Raw genomic sequence first — 18,281 nt, 5'->3', positions numbered from 1 at the left:
GTCGGGGAATGGCGTCTAGGGGAATCCCCGAACCCTACCAGCCGATAATCCCGTTCGAAGCCAGCCGGCGAAAAATCAGAATTTCCTGATAGGCCAGGCTCGCCGGAGCTACAGATATTTCATACAGACAGACCGGAGAAGTCCTGAAACACCCCTGCCACGGGCATCTGCCGACAACCGGTAAGGATTTCCAGACCGCTCAGTCCGAAACTGAATAACGTCGCTTTATAGATTATTGACGTACGACACTCATGCAATCGAAAAGAGATGCTAGCATAGAGCCACCAGTTGATCTCAGCATGCACCCTAACTAGTAGTCAGGATATGACCGAGCCAGAAGACCCCAGCCGCGAGCGCCTCAAGCACCACTTTGCCCAGCGGGTAATTCATCAGGCTCGTCAGATTCTTGAGATATGGCAACGCCTGCAACGTAACGAATGGTCCACCACCGACTTGTCGGAGCTGAGTGAGGCCAATCTGCGCCTGCTGCGCTTTGCCGAACGTTTCGAACAACCGGAACACACCCAACTGGCGCGCCACATCGGCCAGTCGCTGGAAGCGGTGGACGCCAATCGCGGACGCCTGAGCAGCGGACTGATCACTGAGCTCAATCGCCTGATGCAGCGCCTGTCCCGCACTGGTCTGCGCCATGGCGATCAGTTCGAACACACCTTTCTGCCGCCGCTGCGCAAACCGATCTACGTGATGTTGCAGGATCACGACCGGGCCGAGCGGCTGGCCAAGCAACTAGAATTTTTCGGGCTCAGCGCTCAATCCCTCGACAGTGTCGCCGCGTTCCACACCGCGATGGTCGAGCGCTTGCCGGCGGCGATTGTCATGGACGTCGACTTCAGTGGCGCCGGCATCGGCCTGAAACTGGCGGCCGAAGCCCAGGAAGGCCTCGATCAGCCCTTGCCGCTATTGTTTTTCAGCCTGCACGAAACCGATACCCCGACGCGTCTCGCCGCCGTGCGGGCCGGCGGCCAGGAATTTCTCACCGGCACCCTCGAAGCCTCGAGCCTGCTGGAAAAGATCGAAGTCCTGACCTGCGTTGCCCAGTACGAACCTTATAAAGTGCTGATCATCGATGACTCCCGCGCCCAGGCGTTGCACACCGAACGCCTGCTCAACAGCGCCGGGATCGTCACGCGAACCTTGATCGAACCGATCCAGGCCATGGCCGAATTGGCGGATTTCCAGCCGGACCTGATCATCCTCGACATGTACATGCCGGCCTGCACCGGTACTGAACTGGCCAAGGTGATCCGGCATAACGATCGCTATGTCAGCGTGCCGATCATTTATCTGTCAGCCGAAGACGACCTGGACAAGCAGCTCGACGCCATGAGCGAGGGCGGCGACGACTTCCTGACCAAGCCGATCAAGCCACGGCACCTGATCACCACCGTGCGCAACCGCGCGGCACGGGCACGCAATCTGAAAGCGCGGATGGTGCGCGACAGCCTGACCGGCTTGTACAACCACACCCACATTCTGCAATTGCTCGAAGACTGTTCATTCCGCGCCCGTCGCGAAAACAAGCCGCTGAGCTTTGCGATGCTCGACATCGATCACTTCAAACGGGTCAATGACAGCCACGGCCATCCCATGGGCGACCGGGTGATCAAGAGCCTGGCGCTGTTTCTCAAGCAACGGTTGCGCAAGACCGACTTCATTGGCCGCTACGGCGGTGAAGAGTTCGCCATCGTCATGCCGGACACTGATATCGAATCGGCCTACAACGTGCTCGATGAAATCCGTCAGCGCTTTGCCGAAATTCATTACCCGGCTCAGCCTCAGGATCTCTGGTGCACTTTCAGCGCCGGCGTCGTCGAATTGCGCGAAGACTCTGACAGCCTGCTGATGGCCAGCCAGGCGGACGAAGCGCTGTACCGTGCGAAGAACGCCGGACGTAACCGCGTACAAGCTGCGCGGGAGTCAAAGCAAAGTGCCACTTTTTCATCGGAATCGACCCATTCGGTCATAACCATGTAACAGAAACGCAATAACTTCAGGCACTTACCATTCTGCCGTTGGTAGATCACGATGCGCCTGAAGCTGTTGACCAACCTCAATACTCTCCTTTTGGTCGCCGTGTGCGTGGCCCTTGGCGCCACGCTCTGGTGGTCGCAAAAAGCCCTGGAACGCCCTTATCTATTGATGGAGCGTTATCTGGGACTGTCTCAGCAGTTTCAAAATGAAGTGGCGCGCAACGTCGAGGATTACCTGGCCAGCGGCAATGCCCTGCGCCTGAGCAGCGCCAGTCAGGCCCTCGACGCCTCGCAAAAGGAACTCGGTGAGTTGCCACCGGCATTGGCCGACACCTTGCGTCCGAGCCTTTCGAACCTGGCTGAATTCTGCAAAACCGACCTGCTGGCTGCCGGCAAACTCGCTGGCGACCCACAGGCGCTGCTGCTGCAAGCCGAACGCGAACTCGGCGCCAGCCTCGATCAGCTCAGCCAATACGCCAGCGGCAACGCGGCATATCTGACGCCATTGCTCGCCGCGTCCCAACACTTGGGCAAACTGTCCCTGGCTCGGGACAAACTGGTCAGCAGTGGTCGCAGCGAACTGGCCGCCGATGTCGAACGCGAAGTCGCCAACATCCGCACTCAAGCCGAGCAACTGGACGCTTTACCGCTGCTTGGCGTGACCGCCAGCACCGAATCGAACACCGATGATTTCGCCGCGATGATGGGTTTGGATAACACCGAGAAAACCGTCGCCGAAGATGCCGGCGTCGGCCTCAAACGCGAACTCAACAGCCTGCTCACCCGCTACCCTTCGGAACTGACGCGCACTCGTGAGCAGATCCAGAAACGCACCGACCTCAGCGCCGCGACGCACCTGAAAATCACCGCCGTGCAGCAGTCCATCGCCGGGCTGGAACCGGTGGTGCGCGCCCAGCACGGGCAAATCCAGAGCGAAGTGCGGCTGATGCAAGGGATGATGATCGGGCTGATTCTGCTGATCGCATTGCTCATCGATACCTTGCAGCGACGCCTGGCCCGAACCCTGACCAACCTCGCCCCAGCGCTGTCGACCTGGGCCGAAGGTGACTTCAGCCGCGACATTCAACTGGGCGCGACCAACCGCGAACTGCATGACATTCAAGCCTCACTCAATCGCTTGCGCGCCTATCTGGTCGACCTGGTAGGCACCATTCGCCTCAACGCCGAGCAAGTCGCCGGTAGCAGCCGGACGCTGGCCGAGTTGAGCAATGACCTGCACAGCGGCGCCGAGCATCAGGCCGGCGACACTGCATTGATCCGCGACTCTCTTGGCGAACTCGAAGCGACGATTCAACAAGTCGCCGGTGACGCCAGCCAGGCCGCCAATGCCAGTCGTCATGCAGGACTGGCGGTGGAGCACGGTCAGAAAGTGATCGGCCTGAGCCTCACCGGGCTGCATGCGCTGGTGGGTGAAGTGCAAGGCAACGCACAGATGATCGAACATCTGGCCGAAGAGTCGGCGACCATCGGCGGTGTGCTGACGGTAATCCGCTCGATCGCCGACCAAACCAACCTGCTGGCCCTGAACGCCGCCATCGAAGCGGCCCGCGCCGGAGAAATGGGCCGAGGGTTTGCGGTGGTGGCCGAAGAGGTTCGCTCACTGGCGCAACGCACCGCCGGGGCCACGGCCGAGATCCAGACGCTGATTGCCGGCCTGCAAACCGCCGCGCGGCAATCGGTCGAAGGCATGCGCGCCCAGGTCGAGCATGCCGAAGCCACGGCCAATCAGGCTCAGGCGGCCGATGGTGCGCTGGATAAAATCGTCGGGGCAATCCAGACCATTTCCGACACCGCCGTGCGCATCGCCGATGTCACTGCCCAACAGAGCGGCGCTGTCAGCGAAATTCGCGATCACAGTGAGCGGATTCACCAATTGGGTGGGGATAACTTGCTGCGCATCGGCGAGGGGCGTGAACAAGGGGAGAACTTGTTGGTGTTGGGCGGGCGGTTGCATACAGCCGTTCAGGCCTTTCGCGTCTGACAGTCCGCCATCGCCGCAGGACTCCCGCCTGCACACCCGCCTGCACACCCGCCCATCGTCCGCTATCATGCCCACACTTTCGATACGCGAGATTGTCATGCGCCGTTTGCTCTGCCTGCTGTTTTTAGTGCTCGTCCTGCCGGCCTCTGCCGCCGGGTTGCTGGACAGTCGGCCCAGTTCCACTCTGGGCTCGATAAACAACAGCGCCGATTTTTTGCCGGTGCGCGAAGCCTTTCAGTTGAGCCTGGTAGAAAGCACGCCGCAATCGATCAAGCTGCGTTTCGTCGCTACCGAGGGTTACTACCTCTATCGTCATCGCTTCCAGTTTCGCGCCGAACCGGCTGACGTTGGCCTCGGCGCAGCGAAACTGCCCAAGGGCGAACAAAAGCACGATGAGTACTTCGGCGACGTCGAGGTGTACCACGGGATTCTCGATGTAGAACTGCCGCGCACCGATTCGCGCGCCTTTACGCTGGCCGTGACCTATCAGGGCTGCGCCGACAAAGGCCTGTGCTACCCACCCGAGACCGAACGCCTGAGTATTGATGGCAGCGGCGCCGCGACCACCGCCTGGAGCTGGCGCGAACTGGCGCTGTTTTTCCTCGCAGGTGTTGGCCTGACCTTCACACCCTGCGTACTGCCGATGCTGCCGATCCTTTCCGGAGTGGTCCTGCGTGGACAGGTCGGTGGTTTACGCGGTTTCAATCTGTCGCTGGCTTATGTGCTACCGATGGCCGTCTGTTTCGCTCTGCTCGGTGCCCTGATGGGAATGTTCGGCGCACAGCTGAATCTTCAGGCGCGCTTGCAGTCGGCCTGGGTGCTGGTGCCGTTCGCGATGTTTTTCGCGGTGTTTGCCCTGGCCATGTTTGGCGTATTCGAACTGAAACTGCCCTACGCCATCAGCAGCCGCCTGGACCGGATTGCCGGGCGTACCGAAGGCGGCTCACTGTGGGGCGCGGCGGTGCTGGGTGTGGTGTCGAGCCTACTGGTTTCGCCGTGTGTATCGGCACCACTGGCCGGCGCGCTGCTGTACATCAGCGCCAGCGGCGATGCTCTGGGCGGCGGATTGAAATTGTTCATGCTCGGCCTGGGCATGGGGGCGCCGCTGTTGCTGGTGGCGACCGGCGGCGCGGCCTGGCTGCCGAAAAGCGGACCTTGGCTGATCTACGTGAAAAACGCGATTGGTGTGCTGCTACTGGGGCTGGCGATCGGTTTGCTCAGCCGGGTATTGCCAGGCCAGATCACCTTGCTGTTGATCGGCTTGCTCGCCGGTGGCGTCGGGTTGTTTATGGGCGCGCTGGAATTCGTCTATAAACCGCCGAGAAAACGCCTGGGGCAATTGCTCGGGATGCTCCTGTTGTTTTACGCCCTGGCCTGTTGGTACGGCGCGTTCAGCGGCCAGACCGATCCACTCAACCCCATTGGCCAACCGCGTATCGTCGCGGGCAACGGTCAACCGCAAATCGTCGGCAACTGGCAAACCATCACCACTCCAGCCGAACTGGACCGCGTACTCGCCGAAGCCAAATCCTCCGGCACGCCACTGCTGCTCGACTGGTACGCCGACTGGTGCATCAGTTGCAAAGTCATCGAACACGAAGTCCTCAACGATGCCAAGGTCGTCGAACACCTCAAAGGCTATCGATTGATCCGTTTCGACATCACCGCCAGCAACGCCGAACAACGCGCCCTGCTCGACCGCTACAAGTTATTCGGTCCTCCGGCGCTGATGTTTTTCGACAAGGATGGCATCGAACGTACCGATGTGCGGGTCATCGGCGAGATCAACGCGAAAAACTTCGCCGAACGTGTTGCACAAGTAAATGACCGGATTTAATCACCCGGTCATATATTTCGCGCAAACATCGGCCATCGTGCTGGCTATTGCATAGAACTGGACAGTCACAAAGGCTTTGCGGCATAGTCGCGGGGTTCTGACAATTGCACACAGATCACAAAGGAGCAGCAGATGGCGACCCTATTGGTTTTACACGGCCCCAACCTGAACCTGCTCGGCACCCGGGAACCGGGCGTCTACGGTGCAACCACCCTGGCGCAAATCAACCAGGATCTGGAACAGCGGGCGCGCAATGCCGGCCACCATTTGCTCTACCTGCAAAGCAACGCCGAATACGAATTGATCGACCGCATCCACGCTGCTCGCGGCGAAGGTGTGGACTTCATTCTGATCAATCCAGCAGCTTTTACGCATACAAGTGTCGCATTACGTGACGCGCTGCTGGCAGTGAGCATCCCATTCATCGAAGTGCATTTGTCTAACGTGCATAAACGCGAACCTTTCCGCCATCACTCTTACTTCTCCGACGTTGCGGTGGGAGTGATCTGCGGCCTTGGCGCCAGCGGTTATCGACTGGCCCTGGAGGCCGCACTAGAGCAGCTTGAAAGACAGGCAACGGCTTGAACAACAAGCGTTAAACGCCCCTGACCGACCCTTGGGAGTTGATGATTCATGGATATCCGTAAAGTTAAGAAACTGATCGAATTGCTGGAAGAGTCCGGTATCGACGAGCTCGAGATCAAGGAAGGCGAAGAGTCCGTACGCATCAGCCGTCACAGCAAGACGCCGGCTCAGCAGTACTACGCTCCGGCTCCGATGCATGCGCCTGCGCCTGCGCCTGTTGCTGCTGCTCCGGTTGCCGCCGCCGCTCCTGCAGCTCCGGCAGCCCCAACGCTGAACGGCAACGTTGCCCGTTCGCCGATGGTCGGCACTTTCTATCGCAAATCTTCGCCAAGCTCGCCGTCCTTCGTTGAAGTCGGCCAGACCGTGAAGAAAGGCGATACCCTGTGCATCGTCGAAGCCATGAAGATGATGAACCACATCGAAGCTGAAGCCAGCGGTGTGATCGAATCCATCCTCGTCGAAGACGGCCAGCCGGTTGAGTACGACCAACCGCTGTTCACCATCGTTTGAATCGTGGAGAGCCTTTGATGACTGCGAAGTTGGAAAAAGTTCTGATCGCCAACCGCGGTGAGATCGCCCTGCGGATTCTGCGCGCTTGCAAAGAGATGGGCATCAAGACTGTCGCCGTTTACTCCAAGGCCGACAAAGAGCTGATGCACCTGGGCCTGGCAGACGAATCCGTCTGCATCGGTCCGGCCTCGGCCGCGCACTCTTACCTGCACATTCCGGCCATCATCGCCGCCGCCGAAGTGACCGGCGCTACCGCCATTCACCCAGGCTACGGTTTCCTTGCGGAAAACGCCGACTTTGCCGAACAGGTCGAGAACTCGGGCTTCGCGTTCATTGGCCCGAAAGCCGACACCATTCGCCTGATGGGCGACAAGGTATCGGCCAAGCACGCCATGATCGCCGCCGGTGTTCCAACCGTTCCGGGCTCCGACGGCCCATTGCCTGAAGACGAAGAAACCGCGCTGCGCATCGGTCGCGAAGTCGGTTATCCGGTGATCATCAAAGCCGCTGGCGGCGGCGGTGGTCGTGGCATGCGCGTCGTGCACAAGGAAGAAGACCTGATCTCCTCGGCGAAACTGACCCGCTCCGAAGCGGGCGCAGCGTTCGGCAACCCGATGGTCTATCTGGAAAAATTCCTGACCAACCCACGTCACGTGGAAGTTCAGGTACTTTCCGACGGACAGGGCCACGCCATCCATCTGGGCGATCGCGATTGCTCGCTGCAACGTCGTCACCAGAAGGTTCTCGAAGAAGCGCCGGCACCGGGCATCGACGAGAACGCGCGCGAGGAAGTCCTCGCACGCTGCGTCAGGGCTTGCATCGACATCGGCTATCGTGGCGCTGGCACCTTCGAGTTCCTGTACGAGAACGGCCACTTCTACTTCATCGAGATGAACACTCGTGTCCAGGTAGAGCACCCGGTATCGGAAATGGTCACCGGCATCGACATCGTCAAGGAGATGCTCAGCATCGCCGCTGGCAACAAACTGTCGTTCACCCAGAATGACGTGGTCATCCGCGGTCACGCGCTGGAATGCCGGATCAACGCCGAAGACCCGAAAACGTTCATGCCTAGCCCGGGCACGGTCAAGCATTTCCACGCACCAGGCGGCAACGGCGTTCGCGTCGATTCGCACCTGTACAGTGGTTATGCCGTTCCGCCGAACTACGATTCGTTGATTGGCAAACTGATCACCTACGGCGCAACCCGTGACGAAGCCATGGCGCGCATGCGCAATGCGCTGGACGAAATCGTTGTCGACGGGATCAAGACCAACATCCCGCTGCACCGCGATCTGGTCCGTGATGAAGGCTTCTGCAAAGGTGGAATCAACATCCACTACCTGGAACACAAGCTGGCTGGCGAAAAGCATTAAGCTGTGATCCATACCAACAAGGCCGCTTTCGAGCGGCTTTGTTGTTTCTGGGGATTGTTGAATACCGTCCCCCTTGTGGCGAGGGAGCTTGCTCCCGCTCGGTTGCGCAGCGACCGCAAGACCATTCAACCGGACCGTGCCAGACGGATCCATATCTGCCATTTTGGGACCGCTTCGCGCCCCAGCGGGAGCAAGCTCCCTCGCCACAGGTATTGGATGCCCCCCGATGCGTGGCTACACGGTCGTCTTCTGCCTCGCGCTCGCGTAAACTTGCGCGCTTCTCGCAGCCCGCTAGGCTGCAATCTATATTTTTCAAAGGTGCCCGCCATGCCTTGGCTGCAAGTCCGTCTCGCCATCAGCCCAGAACAAGCCGAAACCTACGAAGACGCTTTCCTTGAAGTGGGCGCCGTGTCGGTGACCTTCATGGACGCCGAAGATCAGCCGATTTTCGAGCCGGAACTCAATACCACCCCGCTGTGGTCGCACACGCACCTGCTGGCCTTGTTCGAAGGCGGCACCGAAGCTGCCAGCGTACTGGCCCACCTCGAGTTGCTGACCGGCAGCCCGCTGCCCGAGCATCACAGCGAAGTCATCGAAGACCAGGACTGGGAACGCAGCTGGATGGACGGTTTCCAGCCGATGCGTTTCGGTCAGCGCCTGTGGATCGTCCCGAGCTGGCACGCCGCGCCTGAGCCTGACGCAGTGAACCTGCTGCTGGACCCGGGCCTGGCGTTTGGCACCGGCACTCACCCGACCACCGCGCTGTGCCTGGAATGGCTCGACGGTCAAGACCTGAAAGGTTGCCACGTGCTCGACTTCGGTTGCGGCTCGGGGATTCTGGCGATTGCCGCCCTGCTGCTGGGCGCCAAGGAAGCCGTCGGCACCGACATCGACGTGCAGGCGCTGGAAGCTTCTCGCGACAATGCCGGGCGCAACAACATTGCTGACGAACGCTTCCCACTGTATCTGCCACAAGATCTGCCACAGGTTCAGGCCGACGTGCTGGTGGCCAACATTCTTGCCGGCCCGCTGGTTTCGCTGGCGCCGCAACTGTCCAGCCTGGTCAAGCCGGGCGGTCGTTTGGCGCTGTCGGGCATCCTCGCCGAACAAGGTGAAGAAGTCGCCACCGCCTACGCCCAGGACTTCGATCTGGACCCGATCGCCAATCGCGACGGCTGGGTACGCATCACTGGCCGTCGGCGCTAGAATGAGCGCCTGCATAAACCGGATGGCCGCATGACCGATAGCTTCGTCACCCAGTGCCCGCATTGCCAAACCAGCTTCCGCGTCAGCCATGCTCAGTTGAGCGTGGCCCGTGGAGTGGTTCGTTGCGGCTCGTGCTTACAGGTGTTCAACGCCGCCAGGCAGTTACTCGAGCAGCGAGCCGGCAAGGAGACGGTCAAACCGGTTGCACCGGCGCCCGCCGAACCGCCAGTGCAGCGAGCCATCAGCCAAAAGCAATGGACCGCTGCAGAAATGGATCTGGACAGCCTGGACCTGGACGAAGAGCTCGCCCGGCTTGAACAGCGGGAAATCCAGCCCACAACAGAATTCACTCGGCCCCGCGAAGACAGCCTCAGCGCTCGCCGCGATACCACCGAGCACGACGAAGCCCCTTGGTCCGACAGCCTCTTCAGTGAATCGGCCGCCGATCGTGCAAAAACCGCCGAAGCGCCCACACCAGAACCGACGATCGAGCCGAGCAAACACTCACGCACCGAGCCTTCGCTATCCCTGGAGCCCGTGGAGCTGGACGACGAGCCCGAGATACAACAGCTGCGCCTGCACGACCCGCTCGACGCCCCGATCCCCTTTGGCAGCCTGTCGGCGACGCCCGATGAAGTCGACGACGACCTGCCCTCAGTCGAGCCTCTGCGCAAGCGACGCGAACGCAGCGAACCAGCCCTGCGCGCGGAAGTATTGGAGGATCTGACCGACGACCCGTTGCAACTGGATTGGCAAAAACGTCGCTCACCCTGGGGGCGGCGCTTTTTCTGGCTGCTGCTGATCCTGCTCGGCGCCGCCGGCCTCGCTGGCCAATATGTCGCCTACCACTTTGACGAACTGGCACGCCAGGACCAATACCGTCCGTGGTTCCAGCAACTGTGCCCGCACATCAGCTGTACCGTGCCCTCCAAAGTCGACATCGCGAAGGTCAAAAGCAGCAACCTGGTGGTCCGCAGCCACCCGGACTTCAACGGCGCCCTGGTGGTCGATGCCATCATCTACAACCGTGCGTCCTTCTCTCAGCCCTTCCCGCTGCTGGAGCTGCGCTTTGCCGACCTCAACGGCCACCTGATCGCCAGCCGTCGCTTCAAGCCTGGCGAGTACCTCAACGGCGACCTCGAAGGCCTGGCGGAAATGCCACCACAAACGCCGATCCACATCGCGCTGGACATTCTCGATCCAGGCTCCAAAGCGGTGAACTACAGCCTGAGCTTTCATTCCCCCGAATGAAACGCTCAAGCGTTACAGGCTTGACGGCAGTTTTCTGACTTTGACGGTTCAACCAAACCGCTGGCGATAACAGAATAACTGTTCAGATTTTGTTCAATTCAGCCTTTATCCAGTCATCGAGAGCGGGTATCATGCCAACCCTTTTTCGAACTCTCATGATCCGGCCCCACAACAGGGAAGTCCTATGTCGGCGGTACGCATCGGTCCATATACATTGCACAACGGCTTGATTCTCGCCCCCATGGCGGGTGTCACCGATCAGCCCTTTCGTCAGCTGTGCAAGCGACTGGGCGCGGGCCTTGTAGTCTCGGAAATGGTCACCAGCGACATGAGCTTGTGGAACACCCGCAAATCACGGATGCGCATGATCCACGAAGGTGATCCCGAGCCCCGCTCGGTACAGATCGCCGGTGGGGATGCGCGGATGCTGGCGGATGCAGCCCGGGCCAACGTTGAACTGGGCGCACAGATTATTGATATCAACATGGGCTGTCCGGCGAAGAAGGTCTGCAACAAGGCCGCCGGTTCCGCCCTGTTGAAGGATGAAGCATTGGTGACCGAGATCCTGCAGGCCGTGGTGGCCGCAGTCGATGTGCCGGTCACCCTGAAGATCCGCACCGGCTGGGACCGGGCGAACAAGAACGGTCTGACCGTGGCGAAAATCGCCGAACAGGCAGGCATTACGGCATTGGCGGTACATGGCCGCACCCGTGCCGATTTGTACACAGGAGTTGCCGAATACGACACCATTGCCGCGATCAAGCAGGCGGTGTCGATTCCGGTCTTCGCCAATGGCGATATCGATTCGCCCGAGAAGGCCCGGTACGTACTCGACGCGACCGGTGCCGATGGCCTGTTGGTGGGTCGGGCTGCCCAGGGGCAGCCATGGATTTTTCGTGAAATCGACCATTATCTGCGTACCGGCGAAAAACTCCCGGCACCGGAACTGATCGAGGTGGAACGTATTCTGCTTGAGCATCTGGCTGCGCTGCATGCCTTCTACGGCGACGTCATGGGCGTGCGCATAGCTCGCAAGCATGTGGGCTGGTATCTCGCAACCTTGCCGGGCGCCAGGGAGTTCCGCGCCCACTTCAATCGTTTGGAAGATACGGAAGCACAATGCGCCTACGTTCGGGCGTTCTTCGCCGAACGTTACAAGAGCCTGACAGGGGACGGAGAAGGGGTGGCCGCATGACGATGATGACCGAGACTTTAGTGAGTGGAACAACACCCGTGAGCGACAACGTGAATTTGAAACAGCACCTCAATACGCCGAGCGAAGAAGGTCAGACCCTTCGCGGGAATGTCGAGAAGGCGCTGCACAATTATTTCGCCCACCTTGAGGGCGCTGCCGTCACGGATGTGTACAACCTGGTGCTCTCCGAAGTCGAGGCTCCCCTGCTCGAATGCGTGATGAACTATGTCAAGGGCAACCAGACCAAGGCCAGCGAGCTGCTCGGGCTGAACCGGGGCACCCTGCGCAAGAAACTCAAGCAGTACGATTTGCTGTAAGCATTCAATCAAACCAGAAAGGCGCCCGCGTGAAACCGGTCGCCTTTTTTGCTGACTCCTTAGCTTTTGATGGACATTGAAATGACCGACCAGACTACCCGCCTGCCGATCCGCCGCGCCTTGATAAGCGTTTCCGACAAGACCGGGATCCTTGAATTCGCCAAAGAACTCGAAGCCCTGGGCGTCGAAATCCTCTCCACCGGCGGGACGTTCAAGCTGCTGCGCGACAACGGTGTTGCCGCAGTGGAAGTCGCGGACTACACCGGTTTCGCAGAAATGATGGACGGTCGGGTGAAAACCCTGCACCCGAAAATCCACGGCGGGATCCTCGGTCGTCGCGGTATCGACGACGCCATCATGAACGAGCACGGCATCAAGCCGATCGATCTGGTTGCGGTCAACCTGTACCCGTTCGAAGCCACTATCAACAAGCCAGGCTGCGACCTGCCGACCGCCATCGAAAACATCGACATCGGCGGCCCGACCATGGTCCGTTCGGCAGCCAAGAACCACAAAGACGTGGCTATCGTGGTGAATGCCAGCGATTACGCCAACGTCCTGGAAAGCCTCAAGGCCGGCGGCCTGACCTACGCTCAGCGTTTCGACCTGATGCTCAAGGCCTTCGAACACACCGCCGCCTACGACGGAATGATCGCCAACTACATGGGCACCGTGAACCAGGCGGCTGAAACCCTAAGCACTGAAGGCCGCAGCGAATTCCCGCGCACCTTCAACAGCCAGTTCATCAAGGCTCAGGAAATGCGCTACGGCGAAAACCCGCACCAGAGCGCGGCGTTCTACGTGGAAGCCAAGCCTGCCGAAGTCGGCATCGCCACCGCGACCCAACTGCAAGGCAAAGAGCTGTCGTTCAACAACGTGGCCGACACCGACGCCGCACTGGAATGTGTGAAGAGCTTTGTCAAGCCAGCCTGCGTGATCGTCAAGCACGCCAACCCGTGCGGCGTGGCCGTTAGCCCGGACGCCGAAGGCGGCATCCGTCAGGCTTACGAACTGGCTTACGCCACCGACACCGAGTCAGCGTTCGGCGGCATCATCGCCTTCAACCGCGAACTGGATGCTGAAACCGCCAAAGCCATCGTCGAGCGTCAGTTCGTCGAAGTGATCATCGCCCCAAGCGTCAGCGAAGAAGCTCGCGCCATCGTTGCAGCCAAAGCCAACGTGCGCCTGCTGGCCTGCGGCGAGTGGTCGGCTGATCGCGCTCCGGCCTGGGACTACAAACGTGTCAACGGCGGTTTGCTGGTACAGAGCCGCGACATCGGCATGATCGGCAGCGAAGACTTGAAAGTGGTGACCAAGCGCGCCCCGAGCGAACAGGAAATCAACGACCTGATCTTCGCCTGGAAAGTCGCCAAGTACGTGAAGTCCAACGCTATCGTCTACGCCAAGAACCGTCAGACCATCGGTGTCGGCGCCGGTCAGATGAGCCGAGTGAACTCCGCGCGTATCGCCGCGATCAAGGCTGAACACGCCGGGTTGCAGGTAGCAGGCTCGGTGATGGCCTCCGACGCCTTTTTCCCGTTCCGCGATGGTCTGGACAATGCGGCCAAGGTCGGCATCACTGCGGTGATTCAGCCGGGCGGCTCGATGCGTGATAACGAAGTGATTGCTGCTGCTGATGAAGCCGGCATCGCCATGGTATTCACCGGCATGCGCCACTTCCGTCACTAATACGACGATCGAATGTGGGAGCGGGCTTGCTCGCGAAGACGGCGGCACATCCAGCATTGATGTGACTGACAGACCGCTTTCGCGAGCAAGCCCGCTCCCACACAAAGCACCAGCGGTGCTATCCAGAATTAGCGTCATCCGAGGTTTTTGAAATGAATGTTTTGATCATTGGCAGCGGTGGCCGTGAACACGCCCTGGCCTGGAAAGTGGCTCAGGATCCGCGCGTGCAGAAAGTTTTCGTTGCCCCGGGCAACGCCGGCACCGCCATTGAAGCCAAGTGCGAGAACGTCGCCATCGACGTGCTCGCCCTCGAGCAGCTTGCAGATTTCGCGGAGAAAAACGTTTCCCTCACCATCGTCGGCCCGGAAGTGCCGCTGGTCGCCGGTGTCGTCGATCTGTTCCGCTCCCGGGGCCTGGATTGCTTCGGCCCGACCGCAGGCGCTGCTCAGCTGGAAGGTTCGAAAGCCTTTACCAAAGACTTCCTGGCGCGCCACAAGATCCCGACCGCCGATTATCAGAACTTCACCGAGATCGAGCCGGCCCTGGCTTATCTGCGTGAAAAAGGCGCACCGATCGTGATCAAGGCCGATGGCCTGGCCGCCGGTAAAGGCGTGATCGTTGCCATGACCCTGGCCGAAGCCGAAGACGCCGTGCGCGACATGCTCGCAGGCAATGCTTTCGGTGATGCCGGTTCGCGCGTAGTGATCGAAGAGTTTCTGGACGGCGAAGAAGCCAGCTTCATCGTCATGGTCGACGGCAAGAACGTGTTGCCGATGGCCACCAGCCAGGATCATAAACGCGTCGGCGACGGCGACACCGGCCCTAACACCGGCGGCATGGGCGCCTACTCCCCGGCCCCGGTCGTCACGGCCGAAGTCCACCAGCGGGTCATGGATCTGGTGATCTGGCCGACCGTGCGTGGCATGGCCGAGGAAGGGAACATTTATACCGGTTTCCTCTATGCCGGCCTGATGATCGACAAGGCTGGTAACCCAAAAGTTATCGAGTTCAACTGCCGTTTCGGCGATCCTGAGACCCAACCGGTGATGCTGCGTTTGCAGTCGAGCCTGGTGTTGCTGGTCGAAGCAGCCCTGGCGCAAGCGCTGGACAAGGTCGAAGCGCAATGGGATCCACGTCCGAGTGTCGGCATTGTATTGGCCGCTGGCGGATACCCGGGTGATTACGCCAAAGGCGCTGCCATCAACGGCCTGGATGCAGCCGCGACACTGGAAGGCAAAGTCTTCCATGCCGGTACTGCGCTCAAGGACGGTCAGGTGGTGACCGCCGGTGGTCGGGTGCTGTGCGCAACCGCCATGGGCACCAGCGTCGATGCAGCCCAGCAGCAGGCTTACAAACTGGCGGCTAAACTCGACTGGGAAGGCTGCTTCTACCGCAAGGACATTGGCTACCGCGCCATTGCCCGCGAGCGTGGCGAAAATCAGGAATAAGCCATCCATTCGGCCAGGCAAGGGCTTGCGGCCCTTGCCTGACTATTCCGGCGCCGCGCATAGTTATACTCTGGCATCAACCTACGAAGGGATTTCGCCGTGCGCTGGCTCAGGATTGCCATAGGCCTCACCGTCACTCTGCTGACCTTGCTCTGCATGCTCCCGGCCCAAGCCGCGCAAGGCAGTGGCTGGGCGGTATTGCTTGACGAACAGGGCGATCTGCAGCTGAGCGACATCCGCTCCAGCCGCTACACCAATCAATTCAGCCCTACCGAACTCGACCGCCTCACCGCGGCCGCGCCCGAGGGTGCGCTCTGGCTGCGTTTCAGACTCGCACCAGGCAAACACGAGCAGTTGCTGCGAGTGTTCGCACCGGACCTGTCACACCTCAACCTGTATGTGCTCGACGGCGACCAGTTGATCGATCAATCGAATACCGGTACCGGGCAGCCCCAGGCCGAACGCCCCCTGCCCAGCAGCGACTTCATGTTGCCGCTGCCACAAAGCGACAAAACCCTCGACGTCTATTTGCGGTTGGTCTCCGAACACCAGCTACGGCCTTACATCACCTTGCAAGCGGCGGTCATGACCGCCGCCACCCAGAACCAGACGCTGATCTACGGCCTGCTCTTTGGCTGCCTCGGGATGCTGATCCTGCATAACCTCACCCGTTACATCTACACCCGCTCGCGCAGCAGCCTCTGGCTGGCAGCATGCGAAGGGTTGCTGATGCTCAGCCTGGTGTTGCTACTGAACCTGGCTCGGCCATGGTTGCCGAACTGGTCCGCCGTGCAGACACCCGGTGCCTACCTCGCCTTGCTGATGACCGCGCCTTGCGGTCTGATGTTCACCTACCGTTTCTTCGCCCCACTCGGCCCTCACCCGCTGAACAAACTGCTGCTGGGGGACATCCTGTTCATCATGGTCTGCGGCCTGCTGTTGCTGTTCGTCAACACATTGCCACTGAACCTGATCACGTATGGGCTGGTTGCTCTGGCCGGTCTGAGCATGTTGTTCGTCAGTGCCCATCACTGGCAAAAAGGTTATCGCCCGGCGCGCCTGTTCGTGGCGGCCATGGTGGTATTCAACCTCGGCACATTGATTATCCTGCCGGCGTTGCAGGGGCTGACCCTTGTCGCTCCGCAAGGCCTGATCATCATTCTGCTGGTGTTTATCTGTATCAGTGGCCTGTTGATGAGTGTTGCCCTGGGCGAGCGACAGCGCAGCATCACCGAAGACCGTTTCAGCATCAGTCGTGACTTGGCCGCCAGCAACGCCGAGATCAACGCCAAAGCCGAATTCCTCGCAAAGATCAGCCACGAAATCCGTACCCCGATGAATGGCGTGCTCGGCATGACCGAACTGCTGCTGGGCACACCGCTGTCGGTCAAGCAACGCGACTATGTGCAGACCATCCATAGCGCTGGCAACGAGCTGCTGACACTGATCAACGAAATTCTCGACATCTCCAAACTCGAGTCCGGGCAGATCGAACTGGACGACGTGCAGTTCGACCTCAACGCCCTGATCGAAGACTGCCTGAGCATCTTCCGCGCCAAGGCCGAACAGCAGAACGTCGAGCTGATCAGCTTTATCCAGCCGCAGGTACCACGCGTCATCAGCGGAGATCCGACTCGCCTGCGCCAGACCCTGCTGAGCCTGCTGGAAAACGCCCTGAAGAAAACCGATGAAGGCGAGATCCTGATCGTCGTTGCCCTGGATGAACGCAGCGCCAAACCGCGGCTACGCATCGCCGTACAGGACAGTGGCCAGCCAATGGAGGCGGAAGAACGCGACGCGCTGATGCATGCCGAACTGCACAGCAAGCACTTTCTCTCGGCCACCAGCCTGGGGGGCAATCTTGGGCTGGTCATCGCCCGTCAGTTGATCCGTTTGATGCAAGGCGAGTTCGGCATCAAGAGCGGCGCCAACCAGGGCAGCACATTGTGGCTGACCCTGCCATTGGACCCGGACCGTCTCGAACATCCGACCTCGGACCTGGACGGTCCGCTGCAAGGCGCACGCGTACTGGTCGTGGACGACAATGACACCTGTCGCAAAGTGCTGGTGCAGCAGTGCAGCGCCTGGGGCCTGAATGTCAGCGCTGTGCCGTCCGGCAAGGAGGCCTTGGCGCTGCTGCGCACCAAAGCCCACTTGCGCGATTACTTCGACGTGGTCCTGCTGGACCAGAACATGCCCGGCATGACCGGCATGCAACTGGCCGCCAAGATCAAGGAAGACCCGAGCCTGAACCATGACATTCTGCTGATCATGCTCACCGGCATCAGCAACGCTCCGAGCAAGATCATCGCGCGCAACTGCGGGATCAAACGCATTCTTGCCAAACCGGTGGCTGGCTACACACTCAAGACCACGCTGGCGGACGAGCTGAACCAGCGCAACAAAGGCTTGCCTGTCTCACAACACCTGCCCACCGGTCCGACCCTTCCGGTCAAGGTACCCAGCGATTTCCGCATCCTGGTGGCCGAAGACAACAGCATCTCGACCAAGGTCATACGCGGCATGCTGGGCAAGCTCAACCTGCAACCGGACACCGCCAGCAATGGCGAAGAAGCCCTGATGGCGATGAAGGCCCAGCGCTACGACCTGGTGCTGATGGACTGTGAAATGCCGATCCTCGACGGTTTCTCCGCCACCCAGCAACTGCGTGCCTGGGAAGTCGGCAACCAGCGGATTCGCACCCCCGTGGTGGCGTTGACCGCACACATCCTTGCCGAGCACAAAGAGCGCGCGCGTCAGGCCGGCATGGACGGGCACATGGCCAAGCCGGTCGAGCTGTCGCAGCTACGCGACCTGGTCGAGCATTGGGTTGCCCAGCGTGATCAGCAGAATCGTACAGCATCGACATTCTGA

13 protein-coding genes are annotated in these 18,281 nt (G+C 60.3%); all 13 read left to right on the top strand.

The features are described from left to right. The first annotated feature begins 324 nt into the window (after positions 1 to 324). On the top strand, positions 325 to 1,995 hold the full coding sequence (gene gcbA, locus IC37_RS23305) for a diguanylate cyclase GcbA (RefSeq protein ID WP_030128244.1): 1,671 nt from the start codon (positions 325 to 327) through the stop codon (positions 1,993 to 1,995). 51 nt (positions 1,996 to 2,046) lie between these two features. Next, entirely contained in the window at positions 2,047 to 3,993 is a 1,947-nt protein-coding gene (locus IC37_RS23300; protein WP_030128245.1) for a methyl-accepting chemotaxis protein, read from the top strand. Positions 3,994 to 4,090: 97 nt separating this feature from the next. Beyond that, positions 4,091 to 5,830, top strand: a complete 1,740-nt coding sequence (locus IC37_RS23295) for a protein-disulfide reductase DsbD (protein WP_030128246.1) — start codon at positions 4,091 to 4,093, stop codon at positions 5,828 to 5,830. A gap of 132 nt (positions 5,831 to 5,962) precedes the next feature. Beyond that, positions 5,963 to 6,415, top strand: a complete 453-nt coding sequence (gene aroQ, locus IC37_RS23290; RefSeq protein WP_007937215.1) for a type II 3-dehydroquinate dehydratase — start codon at positions 5,963 to 5,965, stop codon at positions 6,413 to 6,415. A 48-nt stretch (positions 6,416 to 6,463) separates the two neighbouring features. Continuing rightward, entirely contained in the window at positions 6,464 to 6,925 is a 462-nt protein-coding gene (accB, locus tag IC37_RS23285) for an acetyl-CoA carboxylase biotin carboxyl carrier protein (RefSeq protein ID WP_007907430.1), read from the top strand. 17 nt (positions 6,926 to 6,942) lie between these two features. Further along, entirely contained in the window at positions 6,943 to 8,301 is a 1,359-nt protein-coding gene (accC, locus tag IC37_RS23280; protein WP_030128247.1) for an acetyl-CoA carboxylase biotin carboxylase subunit, read from the top strand. Positions 8,302 to 8,628: 327 nt separating this feature from the next. Further along, positions 8,629 to 9,507, top strand: a complete 879-nt coding sequence (prmA, locus tag IC37_RS23275; RefSeq protein WP_030128248.1) for a 50S ribosomal protein L11 methyltransferase — start codon at positions 8,629 to 8,631, stop codon at positions 9,505 to 9,507. A 30-nt stretch (positions 9,508 to 9,537) separates the two neighbouring features. After that, positions 9,538 to 10,758: a DUF3426 domain-containing protein gene (locus IC37_RS23270; RefSeq protein ID WP_030128249.1), complete on the top strand. Its 1,221-nt coding sequence runs from the start codon at positions 9,538 to 9,540 to the stop codon at positions 10,756 to 10,758. A 184-nt stretch (positions 10,759 to 10,942) separates the two neighbouring features. Further along, a complete protein-coding gene (gene dusB, locus IC37_RS23265) occupies positions 10,943 to 11,953 on the top strand; it encodes a tRNA dihydrouridine synthase DusB (protein ID WP_030128250.1) in 1,011 nt (336 codons plus the stop codon). Continuing rightward, complete coding sequence (gene fis / locus IC37_RS23260) at positions 11,950 to 12,270, top strand: DNA-binding transcriptional regulator Fis (RefSeq protein ID WP_030128251.1); 321 nt, start codon at positions 11,950 to 11,952, stop codon at positions 12,268 to 12,270. The genes dusB and fis overlap by 4 nt, the downstream gene beginning before the upstream one ends. A gap of 81 nt (positions 12,271 to 12,351) precedes the next feature. Then, positions 12,352 to 13,959 carry a bifunctional phosphoribosylaminoimidazolecarboxamide formyltransferase/IMP cyclohydrolase gene (gene purH / locus IC37_RS23255; protein WP_030128252.1) on the top strand — a complete coding sequence of 536 codons (1,608 nt, stop codon included), beginning with the start codon at positions 12,352 to 12,354 and terminating at the stop codon, positions 13,957 to 13,959. Between the two features lie 152 nt (positions 13,960 to 14,111). Next, a complete protein-coding gene (purD, locus tag IC37_RS23250) occupies positions 14,112 to 15,407 on the top strand; it encodes a phosphoribosylamine--glycine ligase (protein ID WP_030128253.1) in 1,296 nt (431 codons plus the stop codon). Positions 15,408 to 15,506: 99 nt separating this feature from the next. Continuing rightward, on the top strand, positions 15,507 to 18,281 hold the full coding sequence (locus tag IC37_RS23245) for a hybrid sensor histidine kinase/response regulator (RefSeq protein ID WP_030128254.1): 2,775 nt from the start codon (positions 15,507 to 15,509) through the stop codon (positions 18,279 to 18,281).

The sequence above is a fragment of the Pseudomonas sp. QTF5 genome (genome assembly GCF_000512695.2).
Lineage (GTDB): Bacteria > Pseudomonadota > Gammaproteobacteria > Pseudomonadales > Pseudomonadaceae > Aquipseudomonas.
Note: the sequence above shows the minus strand (reverse complement) of the source record. Positions and strands in the feature narration are given on the sequence as shown.

Bases quoted from the DNA above. Each gene is read 5' to 3' on its own strand.
- gcbA (WP_030128244.1), top strand. From the start codon at position 325: ATGACCGAGCCAGAAGACCCCAGCCGCGAGCGCCTCAAGCACCACTTT.
- IC37_RS23300 (WP_030128245.1), top strand. From the start codon at position 2,047: ATGCGCCTGAAGCTGTTGACCAACCTCAATACTCTCCTTTTGGTCGCC.
- IC37_RS23295 (WP_030128246.1), top strand. From the start codon at position 4,091: ATGCGCCGTTTGCTCTGCCTGCTGTTTTTAGTGCTCGTCCTGCCGGCC.
- aroQ (WP_007937215.1), top strand. From the start codon at position 5,963: ATGGCGACCCTATTGGTTTTACACGGCCCCAACCTGAACCTGCTCGGC.
- accB (WP_007907430.1), top strand. From the start codon at position 6,464: ATGGATATCCGTAAAGTTAAGAAACTGATCGAATTGCTGGAAGAGTCC.
- accC (WP_030128247.1), top strand. From the start codon at position 6,943: ATGACTGCGAAGTTGGAAAAAGTTCTGATCGCCAACCGCGGTGAGATC.
- prmA (WP_030128248.1), top strand. From the start codon at position 8,629: ATGCCTTGGCTGCAAGTCCGTCTCGCCATCAGCCCAGAACAAGCCGAA.
- IC37_RS23270 (WP_030128249.1), top strand. From the start codon at position 9,538: ATGACCGATAGCTTCGTCACCCAGTGCCCGCATTGCCAAACCAGCTTC.
- dusB (WP_030128250.1), top strand. From the start codon at position 10,943: ATGTCGGCGGTACGCATCGGTCCATATACATTGCACAACGGCTTGATT.
- fis (WP_030128251.1), top strand. From the start codon at position 11,950: ATGACGATGATGACCGAGACTTTAGTGAGTGGAACAACACCCGTGAGC.
- purH (WP_030128252.1), top strand. From the start codon at position 12,352: ATGACCGACCAGACTACCCGCCTGCCGATCCGCCGCGCCTTGATAAGC.
- purD (WP_030128253.1), top strand. From the start codon at position 14,112: ATGAATGTTTTGATCATTGGCAGCGGTGGCCGTGAACACGCCCTGGCC.